This window comes from Cytobacillus stercorigallinarum (genome assembly GCF_014836495.1).
In the GTDB taxonomy this organism is placed as follows: Bacteria; Bacillota; Bacilli; order Bacillales; family Cytobacillaceae; genus Cytobacillus; species Cytobacillus stercorigallinarum.
In genome coordinates this window covers 698,702-717,279 of sequence record NZ_JACSQT010000001.1, presented here as the reverse complement: position 1 = coordinate 717,279, position 18,578 = coordinate 698,702, and the positions used below count along the sequence as shown (strand labels likewise).

The 18,578-nt window shown below is 36.3% G+C and carries 18 protein-coding genes; 5 read left to right on the top strand and 13 right to left on the bottom strand.

Going from position 1 to position 18,578, the window contains the following annotated elements; translation table 11 throughout:
- The first annotated feature begins 169 nt into the window (after positions 1–169).
- A complete protein-coding gene (locus tag H9655_RS03645) occupies positions 170–616 on the top strand; it encodes an Hsp20/alpha crystallin family protein (protein ID WP_191810951.1) in 447 nt (148 codons plus the stop codon).
- A 318-nt stretch (positions 617–934) separates the two neighbouring features.
- On the opposite strand, the gene H9655_RS03640 is transcribed toward H9655_RS03645, so the two are convergent.
- Positions 935–3,253, bottom strand: a complete 2,319-nt coding sequence (locus tag H9655_RS03640) for an ABC transporter permease (RefSeq protein WP_191810949.1) — start codon at positions 3,251–3,253, stop codon at positions 935–937.
- Entirely contained in the window at positions 3,246–4,112 is an 867-nt protein-coding gene (locus H9655_RS03635) for an ABC transporter permease subunit (protein ID WP_191810947.1), read from the bottom strand. The genes H9655_RS03640 and H9655_RS03635 overlap by 8 nt, the downstream gene beginning before the upstream one ends.
- Positions 4,113–4,214: 102 nt before the next feature.
- Between H9655_RS03635 and H9655_RS22340 the strand changes: the two genes are divergently transcribed.
- Positions 4,215–4,442: a hypothetical protein gene (locus tag H9655_RS22340; RefSeq protein WP_225230392.1), complete on the top strand. Its 228-nt coding sequence runs from the start codon at positions 4,215–4,217 to the stop codon at positions 4,440–4,442.
- Positions 4,443–4,473: 31 nt separating this feature from the next.
- Here H9655_RS22340 and H9655_RS22335 read toward each other — a convergent pair whose 3' ends face one another.
- Positions 4,474–5,049 (bottom strand): YppG family protein, encoded by a 576-nt coding sequence (locus tag H9655_RS22335; protein WP_225230391.1) that lies wholly within the window; start codon positions 5,047–5,049, stop codon positions 4,474–4,476.
- Between the two features lie 298 nt (positions 5,050–5,347).
- On the opposite strand from H9655_RS22335, the gene H9655_RS03625 reads away from it, so the two are divergent.
- Positions 5,348–5,560: a YppF family protein gene (locus H9655_RS03625; protein ID WP_191810945.1), complete on the top strand. Its 213-nt coding sequence runs from the start codon at positions 5,348–5,350 to the stop codon at positions 5,558–5,560.
- 188 nt (positions 5,561–5,748) lie between these two features.
- Here the strand turns inward: H9655_RS03625 and H9655_RS03620 are convergent, their stop codons facing one another.
- Both H9655_RS03620 and H9655_RS03615 read right to left on the bottom strand, forming a co-directional pair.
- Complete coding sequence (locus H9655_RS03620) at positions 5,749–6,111, bottom strand: DUF1798 family protein (RefSeq protein ID WP_191810944.1); 363 nt, start codon at positions 6,109–6,111, stop codon at positions 5,749–5,751.
- An 81-nt stretch (positions 6,112–6,192) separates the two neighbouring features.
- On the bottom strand, positions 6,193–6,453 hold the full coding sequence (locus tag H9655_RS03615; protein WP_191810942.1) for a hypothetical protein: 261 nt from the start codon (positions 6,451–6,453) through the stop codon (positions 6,193–6,195).
- A gap of 319 nt (positions 6,454–6,772) precedes the next feature.
- Here H9655_RS03615 and recU point away from each other — a divergent pair, with 319 nt between their 5' ends.
- Together recU and H9655_RS03605 are read left to right on the top strand one after the other, a co-directional pair.
- Complete coding sequence (gene recU, locus H9655_RS03610) at positions 6,773–7,393, top strand: Holliday junction resolvase RecU (protein ID WP_191810940.1); 621 nt, start codon at positions 6,773–6,775, stop codon at positions 7,391–7,393.
- A gap of 27 nt (positions 7,394–7,420) precedes the next feature.
- Positions 7,421–10,081 carry a penicillin-binding protein 1A gene (locus H9655_RS03605; protein WP_191810938.1) on the top strand — a complete coding sequence of 887 codons (2,661 nt, stop codon included), beginning with the start codon at positions 7,421–7,423 and terminating at the stop codon, positions 10,079–10,081.
- 109 nt (positions 10,082–10,190) lie between these two features.
- On the opposite strand, the gene H9655_RS03600 is transcribed toward H9655_RS03605, so the two are convergent.
- From H9655_RS03600 to dinG, 8 genes are all read right to left on the bottom strand, one after another.
- A complete protein-coding gene (locus H9655_RS03600) occupies positions 10,191–10,667 on the bottom strand; it encodes a YpoC family protein (RefSeq protein WP_191810936.1) in 477 nt (158 codons plus the stop codon).
- A 2-nt stretch (positions 10,668–10,669) separates the two neighbouring features.
- On the bottom strand, positions 10,670–11,323 hold the full coding sequence (nth, locus tag H9655_RS03595) for an endonuclease III (RefSeq protein ID WP_191810934.1): 654 nt from the start codon (positions 11,321–11,323) through the stop codon (positions 10,670–10,672).
- Between the two features lie 18 nt (positions 11,324–11,341).
- Positions 11,342–12,049 carry a DnaD domain-containing protein gene (locus H9655_RS03590; protein ID WP_191810932.1) on the bottom strand — a complete coding sequence of 236 codons (708 nt, stop codon included), beginning with the start codon at positions 12,047–12,049 and terminating at the stop codon, positions 11,342–11,344.
- Positions 12,050–12,181: 132 nt separating this feature from the next.
- A complete protein-coding gene (gene asnS / locus H9655_RS03585) occupies positions 12,182–13,477 on the bottom strand; it encodes an asparagine--tRNA ligase (RefSeq protein ID WP_191810930.1) in 1,296 nt (431 codons plus the stop codon).
- A gap of 141 nt (positions 13,478–13,618) precedes the next feature.
- Positions 13,619–14,809 carry a pyridoxal phosphate-dependent aminotransferase gene (locus H9655_RS03580; protein ID WP_191810928.1) on the bottom strand — a complete coding sequence of 397 codons (1,191 nt, stop codon included), beginning with the start codon at positions 14,807–14,809 and terminating at the stop codon, positions 13,619–13,621.
- Positions 14,810–14,886: 77 nt separating this feature from the next.
- Positions 14,887–15,366, bottom strand: a complete 480-nt coding sequence (locus tag H9655_RS03575) for a cell wall elongation regulator TseB-like domain-containing protein (RefSeq protein WP_191810926.1) — start codon at positions 15,364–15,366, stop codon at positions 14,887–14,889.
- Positions 15,367–15,378: 12 nt separating this feature from the next.
- Positions 15,379–15,549 (bottom strand): YpmA family protein, encoded by a 171-nt coding sequence (locus tag H9655_RS03570; protein ID WP_191810924.1) that lies wholly within the window; start codon positions 15,547–15,549, stop codon positions 15,379–15,381.
- A gap of 103 nt (positions 15,550–15,652) precedes the next feature.
- A complete protein-coding gene (dinG, locus tag H9655_RS03565; protein WP_191810922.1) occupies positions 15,653–18,454 on the bottom strand; it encodes an ATP-dependent DNA helicase DinG in 2,802 nt (933 codons plus the stop codon).
- Positions 18,455–18,578: the final 124 nt, after the last annotated feature.

The following is an 18,578-nucleotide window of genomic DNA, read 5'->3' as shown; positions in this document are numbered from 1 at the left end:
CTTCACCTCATCCTTTTATTTTAGCGAATAAACGTTCGCTGAAAAAGGGTTTTTTCTATTTATTTAGTAGAATATTATTCCATCTCTCCTATTAGAGTTTTCAAATCACCCAAACTTTATCGAGTGCATAGAATAAAGGAAATGTTTGATTTATTTGGGAGGGAGTTACATGAGTGAAAAAAGAAAGGAGCCGTTCGGGGATTTAATGAAATCCATGAATCAATTTTTTCATGAAAAACCTGTAAAAAACTTCATGCAGACAATGGACGACTTTTTTAAAAGTCCGTTTCCTTTCGCTACTTCTTTTCATATAGAAGTAAATGAAAACGCTGATGATTATATTATAAAAGCGGAACTGCCAGGCATAAACCGTGAGCAAATTGAATTGAATGCCATTAATAATTATATTAAAATTACGATCCACCGCCTCGATATTGAAACGAGTGAGGATGACTTACAGCAAGTATATCAAAAAAAACAAGCATTCCAACAATCAACAAGGACGATCCCCTTACCTTTTATTATCGATGAAAGCACCATTCAAGCTTCTCACGCCAATGGCTTACTTATCGTAAAAGTGCCTAAACCAAAAGGTAAAAGGATCAACTTAAAATAATATAATGACCGTAAAGAGGCTGGGACATAACTTAATGAGCTAACCTCAAAAAAGAACAATAACAAATTAATCTTAAAATATCATTTGCAAAAAAGTCCGTTCCATTGCGCTACAGTCACTTGCTTTCGCGGGGAGGGGCTGAGTCTCCTAAGGCATTGCCTGTGGGGTCTCAGCTTTCCCTCTATTTCCCTCAGGATTCGAGTATCTTCCGCTCCATTTCACTATTCTTTTCATAATAAGGGTTCAAATCACACAAAAAACCGAATGATTAGACGCTAGAACTCCTAATCATTCCGGATAAACCATTAGCTAGCATACTTATGTCCCAACCTCTTCTGTATTTAACCACCGACTAAACGCCCCTGAAGGTACACTGAAGTAGTCTCGTGTAAACTGAAGGAAAATTTCAGTATCTACTTCTCTTCCGGCAAACTGTTCATAAAAGGAAGATAAATATTTTTCACCGACTTCTTCGGGACTCATCCCTCTATAACCGTAATGTTCTTCGATTAATTCGATTATTTTCCATGCAGGTTGTGCATTTAATACAGCTTCATGTTCAACCTCGATGATATTGGTATTGGATACTTGGCTTCCATTCACATGCTCTTCTAACGCCCCTAATTCTTCTTGTAAGTAAGCCAAAGCCTGTTGCTTACTTTCCTCACCTTGATCGACGCTATATTGATAAGCAGCTAAATGAGATAGACCCGATCCAATCCAGCTATCATTTTTAGGGTCCTGACTGATAGCCGATGCATAATAAAGAGCAGCCACCTCTTTAGCTATCATATATGAATCCTGCGCTTCTTCTACATTCAATATGACCATCCCAGGCAAACTCTCAGTTTCCAAGTTATCACTTATGAAAATATCTACTTGCTTAAATGGTAGAGGTGCTATCGCTTCTTCAAAATAATCAATCACCGTTATGATCTCTTCTTCAGCTGATTCCTCCAGTGATGGAGACTGTTGCAAAAAGCGAACCTGGGTATCCTTCTGTGTAACCCTTTCGTTTTGATCCCAATTATCAGACACAATAGAAAAGGAGAAATTCTTCACATCATCAATGGAGACCGTCTCCTTGTCATTCTCAATAGCAGAAGATATAAATGTATATCCTGGTTGAAGATCATAGCTTACTTTAAATGAAGATAATAATGCATGATGATGTTGAACATATGGATTATCTTTTGTCGCTTCTGACCATTTTCCGTTTTTAAATGGTGCTAATGCAAAATACCAGTCTTGGAAAATATCAGCATCTTCTATTCCTGTCATTCTATAGTTAAATTGCACATCAAATTGATTCTCGCCTTGCCATTTTTCCGGTAACGAAATGTAATAAACGCCATCCTTTATTTCGTACGGTAGATTTTCCTGGTTTACAGTGATTTCATTACGTTCTATTTGGGCTATATCTCTCGGTGCAAAAAAAAGTAGCTCTTCCCATTTATCTTCTGATTGGTTCTTAACTGTCACTTCTTCTTTCACTGTAAACTCTTTATCACTTACCATCGAAAGCGCTAAGGAATAGCCCCCTTCATTTTCATTTGTTACACCAATTTTCGAATCACTATATTGATGAACAAGTATACCCCCAATAACAAATAATAAGAAAAGGATAGCGAAACCCACTTTATGTAAACTAAAGTTTAAAAATCGCTTTTCACCTAATCTTTTTCGGCTTGGTTTCCCTTTTGGTTTAATTCCTGTTTTAATCCAAGGCATTCTAGCATAATCTGATAGGAATTTATTTTTTAGCCCTGCGGTTAACAAACTAAAGGATATCGTAGTGATTAACAAAATGATAAGTGGCACCATTAAAATATATTGATTGCCCATCAAATTATCTCTCGCTTGCCCAACAAGACCTGATAATTCTTTTGTAACCGATAAGTAGATAACAGGATCATTTCTAACAATTGTTCCGCCGATAAAAATATTTAATAAAGCTAACTGACCCATGATTGTAATCACATAAACAATTTCCATTGTGAACATCACAAGTAACGATTCTTTTAATTGTGGAAATACGTTACGCCATAATAGCCTCCACCTCTTTGCCCCAAGAGTAATGGATGCCAAAACAAAATCTCTTTTATAAATTTCAGCTGTTTTTTGCCTAACAGAAGATACAATACTTGGAATGCCAACAAGTGAGGCAATAACGATGAAATACGCTATAAGAATAGGCGTTTCCAATACAGATCCAAAATTAATAGGCAATAAGCAGAAATATAAAATTAAAAATGCAGGTACATAACTCCAAGCACCTTCAAAAGCGATAATGAAAGAAGGCGTTTTTTTCCATGTACCAATAAACATACCTAGTACTGTACCGACTATCATTTTTATAGCAGCAACCGCAATAGCGATCCACACCGTATATCGCAAACCATATAGTATCATTGACAATAAATCGTATCCCCACAGATCTGTTCCTAAAGGGTATGCCATTGATTCAAAAGGTTGTAATGGTGGTGAAATGACATCGCCATCCATATACTTCACCTCTAATGCCATAAAGATGGAGTGGGGTGCTATTTTCGGACCAAATATCGTAAAAAATAATACAATCGATACACTAATTATCCCTAAATACAATGCGTAATTTCGATTATATAACTTATTCATAAATAAACCCTCGTTTAAATAAATAAAGTAAAAGTCTCATAGCGGCAAAGACAAGAAGCGAAATGAATAGCATGCCAAATAGGCCAATAGCAATAGGCTGCGGATCACCAGAACTTTGAAAAACAAACTTTGTTAGACCTGACACGTTGAGCAAATATTCCACAATAAATAAATTACCGATGGCAAGGGATAATACTTTCACCAAGTCAGCTACAAGAAACGGCTCAATATTTTTAAACACATGCTGAAAATTAATACGATCAATTTTCAAGCCTTTAGCTACAGCTGTACGAATATAATCTTCTCCAGCTATTAAAAAGTACCTCTCAGAAATCAATTTAAATAGATAAATAGAAGGGGCAATCGCAACGAGAACCATCGGGAACCAAATATTCAATGCACCCCCATTCGGTAAAAAGGAGACGACTCTAATGCCTGTCCATTTATAAATATTCACCGCCAAGAGTAGAGCAAAAATAATAAAAATAAAATCAGGAATGGTCGAGATGATATTCATAATGAGACGAAAAATTTTTGTTAAGTAGAATCGACTTAAGAAAATACCGAATAATAAACTGAAAAGAATGGAAATAAATACGCCTACAAAAACAATATAAAAGGAAGTGAAAAAATTATCGCCAATCTCTGAAGCAATCGACCTTTGCTCCATTCCTACATAAAATGTACCTAGGCTGCCAGTGCTTAATTCTTTAAAGAAATTTCCTACTATTGAAGGAAATTGGGAAAAATTCAAACTAACCGTACCATTTGTAGGATCAACTAAAACGATTGATGGTAATGTTGCAAGAAATAAAATAAGAAAGATGACGATAATCATTTGCTGGATATAACGAACCATTTCTTTCCCCCTTCTGCTTCTTTCGTCATGCTAACTATTTTTCATCTTTCCAACATCATTGTCAATATTTTTTTACAATTCTCCTATTTCCGAATACAAGACTTGTCATCTAAATTGATATTTATTAAATTCCCTTTCATAACGAAAGAAAAACAGCAGCCAAACTTCCGTGCACTCACTCTTTTTTATGATGGCATATCCGGAACAAGCCATCATAAAAAGCCATGTGCTCTTTTGCCGTCACATGGCCAAAGTAAGTATATGTCTGCATTAATCCAATTAATAGTTACTACCTTAAAGCCTATTGCCGATTTACTTATCCATCAATGAACCTTATGATCATCCTATTAGACTATCAACCCTACACCTTAAAGAAACCACCGACCCCTTTTACCATTGAGGAAACTTGGTTTACAGCATTCATCATTTGCCCCGCTGTATCCATCATTTTATTAAAATCTAGTGAACCATCTTGGGACTTAAAGCTATTCATAATCGATTGAACATTACTTGGTTGTTTCGCAACAAAAGATTGTTTTGGATACGGGTTCATGGAGTTATATTGGTTTGGCATGTTAAAAGATTTATTTACCGGCTGCTCATTTGGTTCGAGTGGATTGTGAAAGTAATTTGGACTCTCCTGTAAAGGGTAGTTTGGTTGGTGATTATTTACCTCTGATTGCGGCGGATACATATGACCATATGGAAGGGTCTGATACGGATAATTCGTTGGATAAGCATAATTTAGTTGAGATTGATTCCATAATGGCTGTTGTTGTCCATTCATTATCGGGTGTGGAACGGACTGCATTACTGGCATTTGTCTTATTTCAGCAGGGTAGGACATATTAGATTGGTAAGGTGCATAATATGGATTAAAGCTCCATGCAACAGGCATATTTCGTTTACTTCTCTCATTTCTTTTACGGCCAAACATGGGCAAACATCCTCCTTATTCATCATCATTATACTGTATGATGAATAGGCGAATTAGGTGATTATCCTTAATGATATTTGCATTTATAAAAGAAAATCCTTATTTCGCAATCTGTCATTAATTGTTGAACTTTGTCGGAAGTTTAAATTTTTGAAAAATAAGCAATCTATTTATTTCGTGTTACTATATATTTAAAGATTTGTTTTTTCCTACATTTCTTTAAAACTTCATATTTCATCGCATGATTGGATGAGTATCCTTTTAAGATTATTTCATTATTTGGGGGAGGAAGATTCAAATGAATGTTCACGAGCTAAAGCAGAAGTTTCAACAAGTGAAGGAAGTTAAGCCAGATCACGCGAACCAACTACTAGATTTCTCTAAACGAGCTTATATCCACAATGAAATTTCCATTTTGGATTATCGAAATCTAGTTCGTGAATTAGAATCATTAGGTGCTGTCATTCCTGAAAGTTTTTTTAAAGACGGATCCCTAATTACTATGAAATAGGAAAAAACATTCATAACTCAGAAGGAAAAAAGGAGTCACTTTTATAGTGGCTCCTTTTTTCCTTCTATTATTTATACTGAAGCTACTCTCCCTTTTCCAATCATTCGGTGTAAGAAAGAGTCGAAATGATCTCAAGGCGTCCGTTGAAATGAAGTTAGGACCTTTAAATTATTCGTCCTGAGTCTTGATCACACTTCACTTTCTTCTACGATTCTTAACAACGTCTCAACAACAAATTTTGCAGACTGCAATTGATTGGTAAATCTCGATTTACTTGTTTCAGGGTAAAAAGCTTGAATCGAGCATGTTTCAATTTGGTCATAAGCAGAATTGATTTGCATCGGCCATAACTTCTTCGTTGCTTTTGTCTGTAAAAATAGAAGTGCTTCTTCCTGCCATACATCTAACTCTTTTTTCACCTTATCGGCATAAGGCTTAACTTCGTCGAAAAAATCCGCTTTCTTATTTTCTTTTCTACCATCTATATAGCGCTTCTCAATCCATTCCAAATGCATTAAGATTTCATTTGAGTGTTTGGCTAGCTTGTTCATCATGTTCATCTCCAGTCATTCTGTAAAAATCATAGATGAGCTAACCTTATTGTAGCTTACGACTATACTACTCGTAAATGATTAGCGATAACCAAGTTTGTATTTCACAAAATGTGAATCCGTCGTATCTTGTTGGTGAAGCTCGTCCATCGGAAAACTTTCTAATTCCACTAACTTTTCATGACACGCTTCTACTTTTTCGATTTGTTCTTTTTGTTGATTGAACTTTAATTGTTGTAGATTCTTTTGCACAGCTGTCTCTAAAGCCTCCAATTGATTATAAATATCCTCTAGCATGAGTAATAATTCCTGTTTTTCAGTCATATTAGGTTTCATTGACAAGTCATGCCTCCTTTAAGGTCGCGTCTTTGATATAATGTACATTCGCTTTCCTATTTTTATCTCCTTTGCGATTGACAAAACTAGAACTGATTCGGCAAAGAAAGAAGGATTTTTTATATAATGACCTTCTTTCGACAGCATATGAAAAAACGTTTGAAAATATGTCTAAACGGCAACACTGAAAAGAAAATGAAACATTTTCACCTTCTTTTACGTCAAATATTACAAAACAAGTACACCTTGTTATATTAGTGCTTTTTGACCACCCGATTACATCTTGCTTCTGGTATGATAAGGTATAGTTTGTGAGGTGAAGTCTATGGCATTTCATTACCCGAACGGGAGAAAATACGTACCTGCAGAAAAAAGCACAATAGAAAAAAGAAAACGAAAGAATCCGTCATATGGTAAAAGAGGTATGACATTGGAGGACGATATTAACGATAGCAACCAATATTACTTAGATAGAGGGATCGCAGTCATACACAAGAAGCCAACACCAGTACAAATTGTTCAAGTGGATTATCCTGCAAGAAGTGCAGCTGTTATTAAAGAAGCATACTTTAAACAGGCATCTACAACTGACTATAATGGCATTTACAAAGGTAAGTATATTGATTTCGAAGCAAAGGAAACTAAAAATACCACCTCATTCCCTTTTAATAACTTCCATTCTCATCAAATTGAACATATGAGGAACATCATAAAACAAAGGGGCATTTGCTTTGTCATTTTACGCTTTTCTACCACTGACGAGTTATTTTTACTAGAAGCAAAGGAACTACTCGCTTTTTGGGAGCGGATGAAAAATGGCGGAAGGAAATCGATGACAAAGGATGAAGTGATAGAAAAAGGCCATCGCATAATACTTGGCTTTCAACCGAGAATTGATTATATTAAGATATTAGATAACATTTATCAGCTTGATAGCTCAACATAAGGTTTGAGATAGAAAGGAAGGACTTATATGTCAGAACAGTATAAATCTAGGGAGGAGCGCCGAAAACAACAACAGCAATCACCTAAACCGAAGAAGAAAAAATCAGGAAAATCGCTATTTAAGAAGATTTTCCTCACATTAATTGCACTCGGTATTGTTGGAATGATTGCAGGCGCAGCTACATTTGCCTTTATGGTTAAGGATGCTCCCGAGTTAGATCCGGCACTATTAAAGGACCCTATTCCATCGGTTCTTCTCGATATAAATGGTGAGAAAATCACGGAAGTCGGTGCTGGAAATTTAGATTATGTTGAATATGAAGATATACCCGACCTTGTTGAAAATGCTTTTCTGGCAACAGAAGATGTTCGCTTTTATGAACATAACGGCATGGATTTAATTCGATTAGGTGGAGCAGTTATCGCCAACGTAACAAAAGGTTTTGGTTCTGAGGGCGCTAGTACGATTACACAACAGGTCGTAAAGAACTCATTCTTAAATAATGAAAAGACAATTAGCCGGAAAGCACAAGAGGCATGGCTTTCATTCCAATTGGAACGAAAATATACAAAGCAAGAAATCTTTGAAATGTATGTGAATAAAATTTACATGTCAGAAAATAGTCACGGTGTGTTAACAGCATCACGTTTATATTTTGGTAAAGATTTGGATGATCTGGAGTTACATGAAGCCGCATTACTTGCAGGAATGCCGCAAAGTCCAAACAACTATAATCCGTTTACACATCCAGAAAATGCCGAAAAACGACGTAACATTGTCTTATCTTTAATGAACCAACACGGATTCATTTCCGAAGAGCAAAAGACTGAAGCACAATCCATTCCTATCACTGAAGGGTTAGTTCCTGAAGGTGAAAGAGAAATAGAAGATGATACACCATATGATTCATTTGTCGATGTTGTCATTGATGAAGTAACTGAAAAATATCCTGACCTCGATATCTTTTCCGATGGTTTAACAATTCATACAACAGCAGACAAAGATATCCAAAAATATGTTGCAAATATCTTAAATAGCGAAGATGTCATACAATATCCAGATGAAGAATTCCAAGCGGGGATTACTTTATTAGATTCAAGTAATGGTGAAGTTCGGGCGATTGGCGGCGGACGTAATCAAGAAGTAAAGCGTGGTTTCAACTTTGCTACAGACCAAAAACGTCAAGCAGGTTCAACATTTAAACCGATCGCCGGATATGCACCTGCCATTGAATTTAATCAATGGGGCACTTATCACACACTTGTTGATGAGCCATATAAATACAGTGAGGGAACCGAAGTAAATAACTGGGATAATTCATTTAAAGGGACAATGACGATGCGCCAAGCATTGGCAGAGTCAAGGAATATTCCTGCTGTTAAAGCCATTCAAGAAGTAGGTACTGAGCAATCAAAGGAATTTGCTAATCGATTAGGCTTTAACTTTAAAGACGACTATTATGAGTCCTCTGTACTTGGTACAAATGCCGTTTCTCCAATGGAAATGGCCGGTGCTTATAGCGCATTTGCCAATGAAGGTTTCTATACAGAGCCTCATACTGTCAAAGCCATTGAAATGCGTGATGGTACGAAGATTGACACTACACCTGAAAGTGAAGCGGTGATGAATGATTACACTGCCTTTATGATTTCGGATATACTGAAGACGGCTATTTCAAGTGGTACCGGTACAACTGCTAATATCCCAGGTTTACCAGTTGCCGGAAAAACAGGAACAACGAATTATGATGCTGCAGATAAAGAAAAATTTGATATCCCTAACGGTGCTACACCAGATGCCTGGTTTGCAGGTTATACAACGAATTATACAGCCGCCATTTGGACCGGATATGAAAATAGAAAGAATTACCTAGCATCAAACGGTTACGACCAGAAGATTGCCCAAATGCTCTTTAAAAACATTATGCAATATGCTTCAGAAGGGAAAGAAACAGCTGATTTCAAAATGCCTAACTCTGTTGAAAAAGTGGCGATTGAAAAAGGTAGTAATCCTGCAAAACTAGCAAGTAAATATACGCCAAGTGATCAAATTATTACAGAGTACGCTGTCAAAGGAAACGCACCAAAAACAGTCTCTGAAAAGTTCGATAAACTTGAAGCACCGAATGGTTTAAATGCCAAATACAATAAAGAAGCCAATACGATTGAAGTCGTATGGAATCATAAAGACAAAGACAATAGTCAATTTGTGGTGACAGGCGCTATTAATGATGGCAGTGCCCAAGAGTTCACGACAACATCTGAAACATCACTTACGATTGAAAATCCTGAACCTGATAGCACGTATACCTTCACCGTAAAAGCGGTTCAAGGTGATAAGGAAAGTGATGGAGCCCAAACATCTGTTAACATACCAGCCAATGAAGAAGAGCCAGAAGAAGTCGAACCTCCTGAAGAGGAAACGCCTGGTGAGGGACAACAACCACCTGGAGAAGAAGAAGGTGGCAATGACGACGAGAATGGTAATGGCGAAGGTAATAATGGTGGCGAAAACAACAATGGCAACGGGAATGGTAATGGGAATGGCAATGGAAATAACGAAGGTGAAGGCAATGGTAACAATAATGGTAATGATGGAGGTAATGAAGACGGTAGCGGAGAGGACAATCCACCTCCAAATGAAGAAGAACCACCGCCATCACCACCAGATGATGACAATGAAGAATAATAAGTTAAAAAGGCAGAGAAGAGCTCCTTCTCTGCCTTTTGTATGTCTCTATACGTATATATTCCCCTATTACATGATGTAAATGATCAGTACAAAAAAACACTCTTTTCTATTTTGAGTGTTTTTTCTTTACCTTTTTTTTAGCATATAATTTATTTACTTCTATCATCAACTCGGTTAATTGAGAAAAAGCTAAATGAAGTGAAGGCTGCTGCATAATAAATTGTAATCGATCGCTGAAGTTGAATGGAACTATTGGCAAACGTATACCGATTTGTTGATCACAAAAGGACACCGGTTTTTCATTTAACCAATACACATATTGTACTAAAATCGCGACGCCTACAACCATGAGCTGCCCCGCTTCCTTCTTATTTCTTTGTTGATGGGCATATTTGATGCTATCCGATAACTCTTGCCATTCTCGATTAATCGTTTCGCTTACCCGTTCTAAATCCTGCCAAGGTTCAAAAGAAGCGAATCCTCTGTAATATTGTTGTTCATAATAAAACGGCACAAACTCCCTATCTGACTTCTGTATATCGTTGAAAAAAGGGTGCTGTAGCTCTTTAGGAATCTCATTCATATTTACGCACCTAAACGCTTCATTCTCTTTTTACCTTCTCTACAAACATCGAGAACGGGACATTCCTGACATTTTGGATTTTGCGCTTTGCAATGGTAGCGTCCAAAAAATATTAAGCGATGATGGGTCACTGACCACTCTTCTTCTGGTATTTTTTTCATAAGCGCTTTTTCTACCTCAAGAACTGAATCCTTCCACCTACAAAAACCAAGACGTTTACTTACCCTTTCCACATGTGTATCAACAGCTATTGCAGGGACATTAAAGGCCACTGATACAACCACATTCGCTGTCTTCCTACCGACTCCTGGTAACTTTGTTAATTCATCCCGATCAGCAGGAACTACACCATCATAGTCATCAATTAACATGCGACATAGTTTTTGAATGTTTTTTGCCTTATTTCTATATAAACCAATTGAGCGGATATCCTGTTGTAATTCTTCAATTGATACATTTAAATAATCCTCTGGTGTTTTGTACTTTAAAAAGAGTTTGCTTGTCACTTTATTCACTAATACATCGGTACACTGCGCTGATAATGCCACTGCAATGACAAGTTCAAAAGGATTTTTATGAACGAGCTCGCAGTGAGCATCTGGAAACATTTCTCCCATTTTATCTAAACAGTATCTAATATCCTTCTTATTTAACATATATCATCACCATTCAAACTATTGTTCTAACCAATTATAAAAAGGTAGCGATTCATTTCTCTTGTCACTATTCTCTACACTTTTCATTCTCTTCCCTTGGTTTTGTCTAAATTTCTTCCCTTGATTTGTTGCTTGCTCTACCGTTTTTATCCCATTCTTTTTCCACTCAAACAAGATGCGATCAATATAGCGAAAATTTAATTTACCAGATATCACTGCTTCTTTTAAGGCAGCTTTGATGATTTTCGCCTCATGATGGTCATCATCTAACCAAAGTGCTAGCGTTTCGCATTCAAAAGGAGATAACGGCCTGCCAAATTCACTTTCAAATACTGAATACAAATCAATTTCATCTTGTTGATTTTCTTTTGCTTCATTTCTTTTATCTGCAATCATAAAAGCATCCGCTAATTTTTCCCAAAATTGATCTAAACAGTATCTTTCAAAGCGAATACCTTCTTCACTATAACCTTCATTTATCGTGATTAACCCTTTTTGTATTAAACGGCGAAGCATCCCTGCACATTCCTCGGCCGAATAGTTCATTACTTCTGCAAGCTCAAAAGGAGTCGGGAAGTCATTTCCCTTTTCACTAATTGAAATCAAATGGAGAATAAGGACCACTTCTTCTTCTTTTAAATTCATTGCTTTGTATTGCGTTAATAAAGCTCCAGGAATCGTAATGTCCTTTTCCTGTAACCATTTTAATAATATCTTCTTTGGCATCATACACACCTCCATACAAGTATATCATGAACCCTTTTAAGAAAAGTATAGAAATGTATTCAAATTAAAAGGTGTAAAAAAGTGAAAAAAGAGCCACAAAATGACTCTTTTTCGTTTAATATTGTTAAAAGCTTACGGGTATAAGCGGTTTAAAAGTCTTGGGAATGGAATCGATTCTCTCACATGCTCCACGCCACTAATCCAAGCAACTGTTCTCTCTAGACCTAAACCAAACCCAGAATGAGGAACTGACCCGTATTGTCTTAATTCTAAGTACCATTTGTATGCATCCATATCTAATTCATGTTCTGCCAATCTTTGTTTCAAGAGCTCATAATCATGGATACGCTCTGACCCGCCTATAATTTCACCATATCCTTCTGGAGCTATTAAATCCGCACAGAGGACAACATCTTCTCTTTCAGCATCTGGCTGCATGTAGAAAGGTTTGATTTTTGTTGGGTAATGTGTAATAAATACGGGTTTATCATAGCTTTCGGCAATCGCTGTTTCATGTGGCGCGCCAAAGTCTTCTCCCCATGTGATATCATCAAACCCTTTTTCTTGTAAAAACGTAATGGCATCATCATAGTAAATTCTCGGGAATGGAGCTTGAATTTTTTCTAACTTAGACACATCGCGGTCTAATGTCTTCAATTCAACTTGGCAGTTTTTAACAACAGCTTGGACAATATAGGAAACATATTCTTCTTGTACTTTCAAATTGTCTTCAAACTCATAAAAAGCCATTTCCGGTTCAATCATCCAAAATTCAATAAGATGACGTCTCGTTTTTGATTTCTCAGCTCGGAATGTTGGTCCAAATGAGAAAACTTTCCCTAAAGCCATTGCTGCGGCTTCCATATACAATTGACCACTTTGAGATAGGTATGCATCTTCATCAAAATACTTGGTAGCAAATAACTCTGATGTCCCTTCAGGTGCACTACCTGTTAGGATTGGTGGATCCACCTTTGAGAAACCATTTTCATTAAAGAATTCATATGTAGCACGAATGATTTCATTTCGAATTTTCATTACAGCATGCTGTTTTCGTGAACGTAACCATAGGTGACGGTGATCCATCAAAAACTCTGTCCCATGGTTTTTCGGTGTAATTGGATAGTCGGTTGATTCATGAATCACTTCTACATCCGTAACGAGTAATTCATAACCTAAAGGTGAACGATCATCTTTTTGCACTTTCCCTACTACAAACACACTAGATTCTTGTGTAACCGATTTTGCCACTTTAAATACTTCTTCAGACACATCAGCCTTTACGACCACACCTTGGATAAAACCAGAGCCATCACGTAGCTGAAGAAAGGCAATTTTCCCACTGGAGCGTTTATTAGCAATCCATGCACCAATTTTTACTTCTTGATCAACATATTTATATGTTTCAGCAATTGTCGTTTTATTCAATTTAATACCCCTTCCAAAAACATTTACCAATTAAGTTCAAGTCGCCTTTATTATACCCTTCTCTGATTCTCTAGGCAACTTTTCATCAAACATACCTCTAGCAAGAGAAAAGGAAGTGAAGGGCTCCACTTCCTTTAATGATTACTGCAATTTATGATTAACAAATTCATGGATTCGACGAACAGCGGCTTCTAATTGCTCAAGTGATGTCGCATATGATAATCGAATATTTTTCGGAGAACCAAAGCCAGAACCAGGAATAACAGCTACCTTCGCTTCTTCTAATAAACCTTTTACAAACGCATCAACATCTGCAAAACCTGTAAGTTTTGCTGCTTCTTCTACGTTAGGGAAAAGATAAAAAGCACCTTGTGGTTTAATACATGTGAAACCTGGAATGGCTACTAATTGTTGATAAATTATATTTAAACGCTCTTCAAACGCATTTTTCATTTCTTCTACTGGTTGTTGTGAACCATTGTACGCTGCAATCGCCCCGTATTGAGAAGGAGTAGTTGGATTAGATGTACTATGACTCGCAAGGTTTGTCATTGCTTTAATAATGGCTGTATTGCCGGCAGCATAACCAATTCTCCAACCTGTCATTGAATGAGACTTTGATACTCCATTAATGATAATAGTCTGCTCTTGCAATTCTGGACTGATTTGTGCGATCGAAATATGTTGATGCCCATCATAAGTCAACTTTTCATAGATTTCATCAGAAATAATTAAGATATTATGTTTCAAACAAAATTCACCAATCGCTTCTAGTTCCGGTTTGCTATAAAGCATGCCTGTTGGGTTACTAGGTGAATTAATGATAACTGCTTTTGTGGCTTCTGATATAACGGTCTCTAACTGCTGAGGCGTAACCTTATATTCATTTTCTTCAAGACCATCAATAAATACTGGCTTTCCGCCTGCTAGTTTTACTTGTTCTGGATAACTTACCCAATACGGAGTTGGAATAATGACCTCATCACCTTTATTTAAGATGACTTGAAATAAAGTGTATAACGCATGCTTAGCACCACTTGTAACAATTATATCTGAGGCGGGAATATCAATCCCTTGATCTTGTTTAAACTTGTTAGAAATAGCTTCTTTTAGTTTTGGTAGCCCTGCCGCTGCCGTATACTTCGTGTACCCTTCATTCATCGATTGAATAGCTTCATCAATAATATGCTGAGGTGTATTAAAGTCTGGTTCACCCGCACCTAAACCGATAACATCAATCCCTTGTGCCTTCATTTCTTTTGCCTTAGCTGTAATCGCTAAAGTTGTAGATGGTGTCAGTGATTGCACTCTTTGTGCTAGTTCAAAATTCATTTTCCTAATCCTCCAGAATGTATAATCTATCATTTTATATATGAGCTGGCCATGGAATAGTCAGCCGAACCACTTAGTTAAAGATTTTCTAATATTTTTAATTCTTCGTTACCTGTCTCATAATCTATTACATAATAATTAAGAAGACCTTCCCCGGTTTTATAGGAAATCTCCCACAAAGGGATTGATTTTTCCATACCAAGGTTGACAGAAATAATCTCATTGGGATTTTTTTTATTCATTACCTTTTCGATTGCTTCTTCTTTTGAAATCCCATCTTTTTTATTTTTTATGATTATTTCATCCTCAGAGTCTGCTGAAACCCATACATACACTTCTTTATCTTCTTTTGTAACCCCATCAATAATGTAATACGTTTCATTACCATTATATAGCGTTACTCTTTTTACGGCCTGTAGATCTGCCTCATTTTCCGCTTTTTCTTTTGCCACTTTTTCCGCTTGATTTATCGGCTCCATTGCTTTTATATAAACTTTTGCCGAGAAACCGATAATGACAACCATGATGGCAAGTACGATAATTAGTATTTTTTTCATTTTTTTCACTACCTATGTACGATATATTGTAAATACAGCTTTGCTATCATCATCCTTATCCAATGCTAAGCCGAACATTAAATCTTTTTCTTTTAATGTTCTGTTTAAACTATCAACAATTTTATATAAATCTGGACTATTTTGAATCGTTACTGTTGATAAGATTTCAATCTTGCTTTCCATCTGTATTTCCTCCTTGACAAGTAAGGCCCATATTCTCTGTTACGTCTAATAGTATACCAGTAAAAGTGGTTTGCATAAATATTAGACGATTAGTTTTTAAAAATTATAACCATTCTTCAATGATATGAATCGTTTCATTCAAATCACACTCTTTTGCTTCAATAGGCGGTATCGATTGCAGAAATGCTTTTCCATAACTTGCAGTTTTAATTCTTCTATCAAATACAATCACAACACCCCTATCGGTAGTCGTTCTTATTAAGCGGCCAAACCCTTGTTTAAAACGAATCACAGCTTCCGGTATGGCGAGCTCTTTAAAAGGATTTCCCCCATCTCTTTTCAGCTTTGCAGCTTTCGCACTAGCTACAGGGTCATCTGGCGGTGCAAATGGTAGGCGAACAATAATCAAGCAAGATAAATCTTCTCCAGGAATATCTACACCCTCCCAAAAACTACTTGCTCCTAATAAAATCGCTTTATCAAACTTTTGAAAGTTTCTCGTCAATCGCGAACGACTACCTCCTGATATTCCTTGAGCAAAGATCGCATAATCACTGAGAAAGTCCGATTCCTTTATAAGCTGATACGTTTCCTTAAGCATTTCAAATGAAGTGAATAAAATGAGCATACGCCCCTTTGTTACTTCAGCAATGGAAATGATTTGCTCAGCGATACTGGCAATATACTCTTCCATTTTCACCGTTTTAATATCTGGTAAGTCTTTTGGTATAATCATTTTCACTTGTTTTTCATATTGAAATGGTGAAGGGATTTGCCGACTAGTACAAGGTGAACCTTCTAAGCCTAATTCTTTCTCCATATATTGAAACGACTGATTAACGGTCATTGTAGCCGAGGCTAAAACAACACTTTTCTTCTTTGTAAAAAAGGACTGACTCAGTCGGTCAGAGACATTTAATGGTTCCGCATAAATAGAAGTGACATTCTGAATTGCACGTAAATCAACTTCTACCCAAGATGCGAAAGGTTGGTCTTGAGTGTTTTTAAAAAAGAAGTGCAACGAATGGACATAACCTTCTAATTCCCTGACAGCAGATGAGACATCCTCTAATAAAGGCTTTGACTTTTCTGCAATAGGAGATGATCCATTTTGTATAGCATGTAGCCTTGCTGTCAACATTTGAATAACCTCTTTTAGAATAGAAGAAAACCGCTCCACTTGGATGTTAATTTGACGTCCATATTTAGCGATTAGATTTTGAACATTCATTTTCACTCGTACCAATTTACTCTTTTTATGACTAGATTTTTGCACAAGATTCGAAATGAGGTAAAAGAACTCATCCATTTCTGTATGTAAACTCTCCATCATCTCATTTACCTCAAATGAATGAATCACCTCATTAGAAACACCGACTTCTTCTAGCAATTGCTCAAGCTGATAGATCCACTCTTTTTGCTCGAATAACCCTAATTTATTAATCGTGAGCCGAACAGTCATAAAATCTAGCATACGTCCAAAATAAGGAGATGCCGCTTTTACAAAATGATGAGCCTCATCAATAATTGCATATTGATATGATGGCAAAATATCATAATCACTGATGGTATCAGAAAGTAACATACTATGATTCGTAATAATCAATTGTGCTGACTCAGCTTGCTTCTTTGCACGATTATAAAAGTCTTTCTCTCTAAAGTCCTTATCGTTAATAAATAACATCCGATTATTTTTAATTTGGTTCCAATACAATTGACCACCACTAGATAAATTAAGTTCGTCGACATCCCCTGTTGTTGTTTCCGTTAACCATACTAGAATTTGCATCTTCGTTAAACAAGTATCATAGTTATCATCTTGACTTCTTAGTGTATGAATAAACTTTGCTAAACTAATATAATGATTTCTTCCTTTTAGAATACTTGCCTTGATTGGCATTGGTATCATTTGCGTTAGTAAAGGTAAGTCCTTCTGCAGCAATTGGTCTTGAAGTTGAGTTGTGAATGTACTAATCACAATTCGTTCGTTTTCCTGCAAAGAAAAAATAATAGAAGGCAATAAGTAGGCCAATGATTTACCTACACCTGTTCCAGCTTCAATCAGTGAATGTTGTTTAGAAATAAATGCCTTATAAACGGCATCCATCATTTCATATTGGCCCTCTCGTGATTCAAAAGGTTTAAACACTTTTTGCAAATAAGCTTCTTTCTCTTCCTTTGTATATGGATACAAGATACTGGATTTATTCAATTTCCCTTCTTGCGTATTTTGCCTTTTACGAAGAGCGATCCCATGATCAATTTCTAAATCGCTAGGAAGTGATTGATGGCTCTCTTCTTTCCATTGAATCCAATCCTCTAAATATAAATCTAAGTCACTTTTTAAGCCAAAGGAAATATCTTTTAATTGCTTCAAAGTAAGCAATGGTAAGCTTTTCATTTTCTGTTCTAATATTAAAAGTAATTCTGCTGTTACATAAGCATCGCTATCCGCTTGATGTGGTCTCACATGAGAGAGCCCTAAGTTTAACGATAAATCAGATAGCTTATAGCTATCCTCACTTGGTAAAAAGATCCTTGCCAGTTCAACAGTATCTATAATTGGCCCATAAAAACCTGCTAAACCAGCCATTTTAAACTCTTCCTGTAAAAACGATAAATCAAAAAGGACATTATGTGCAACGAAGTAGGCACCTTCAAGCATTTGCTCCACTTTCTTGGCAATCTCAGAAAATTTAGGTGCTGAGGCCACCATTTCGTCTGTTAGTCCGGTTAGTTCTTCTATAAATGGAGGGATACTGTGACTAGGTTGTACAAGTGAAGCGTACTGTTCAGTAATCTGTCCATTTTCAATCACTACTGCTGCTAATTGTATAATTTGATCACCTTTTTTAGGTGAATTTCCTGTTGTTTCTAAATCTACGACAACATATTTATTACTCATGGTTACACCTCGAACATTCTGTCACACAAAACGTTATCATAAAAAGGATAAAAGAGAAAGTTATCTTTCTTTATTTAGCAAAAGAGAGATTTTACTCATCTAAAAAAGAAAGCCTTACGTTTTT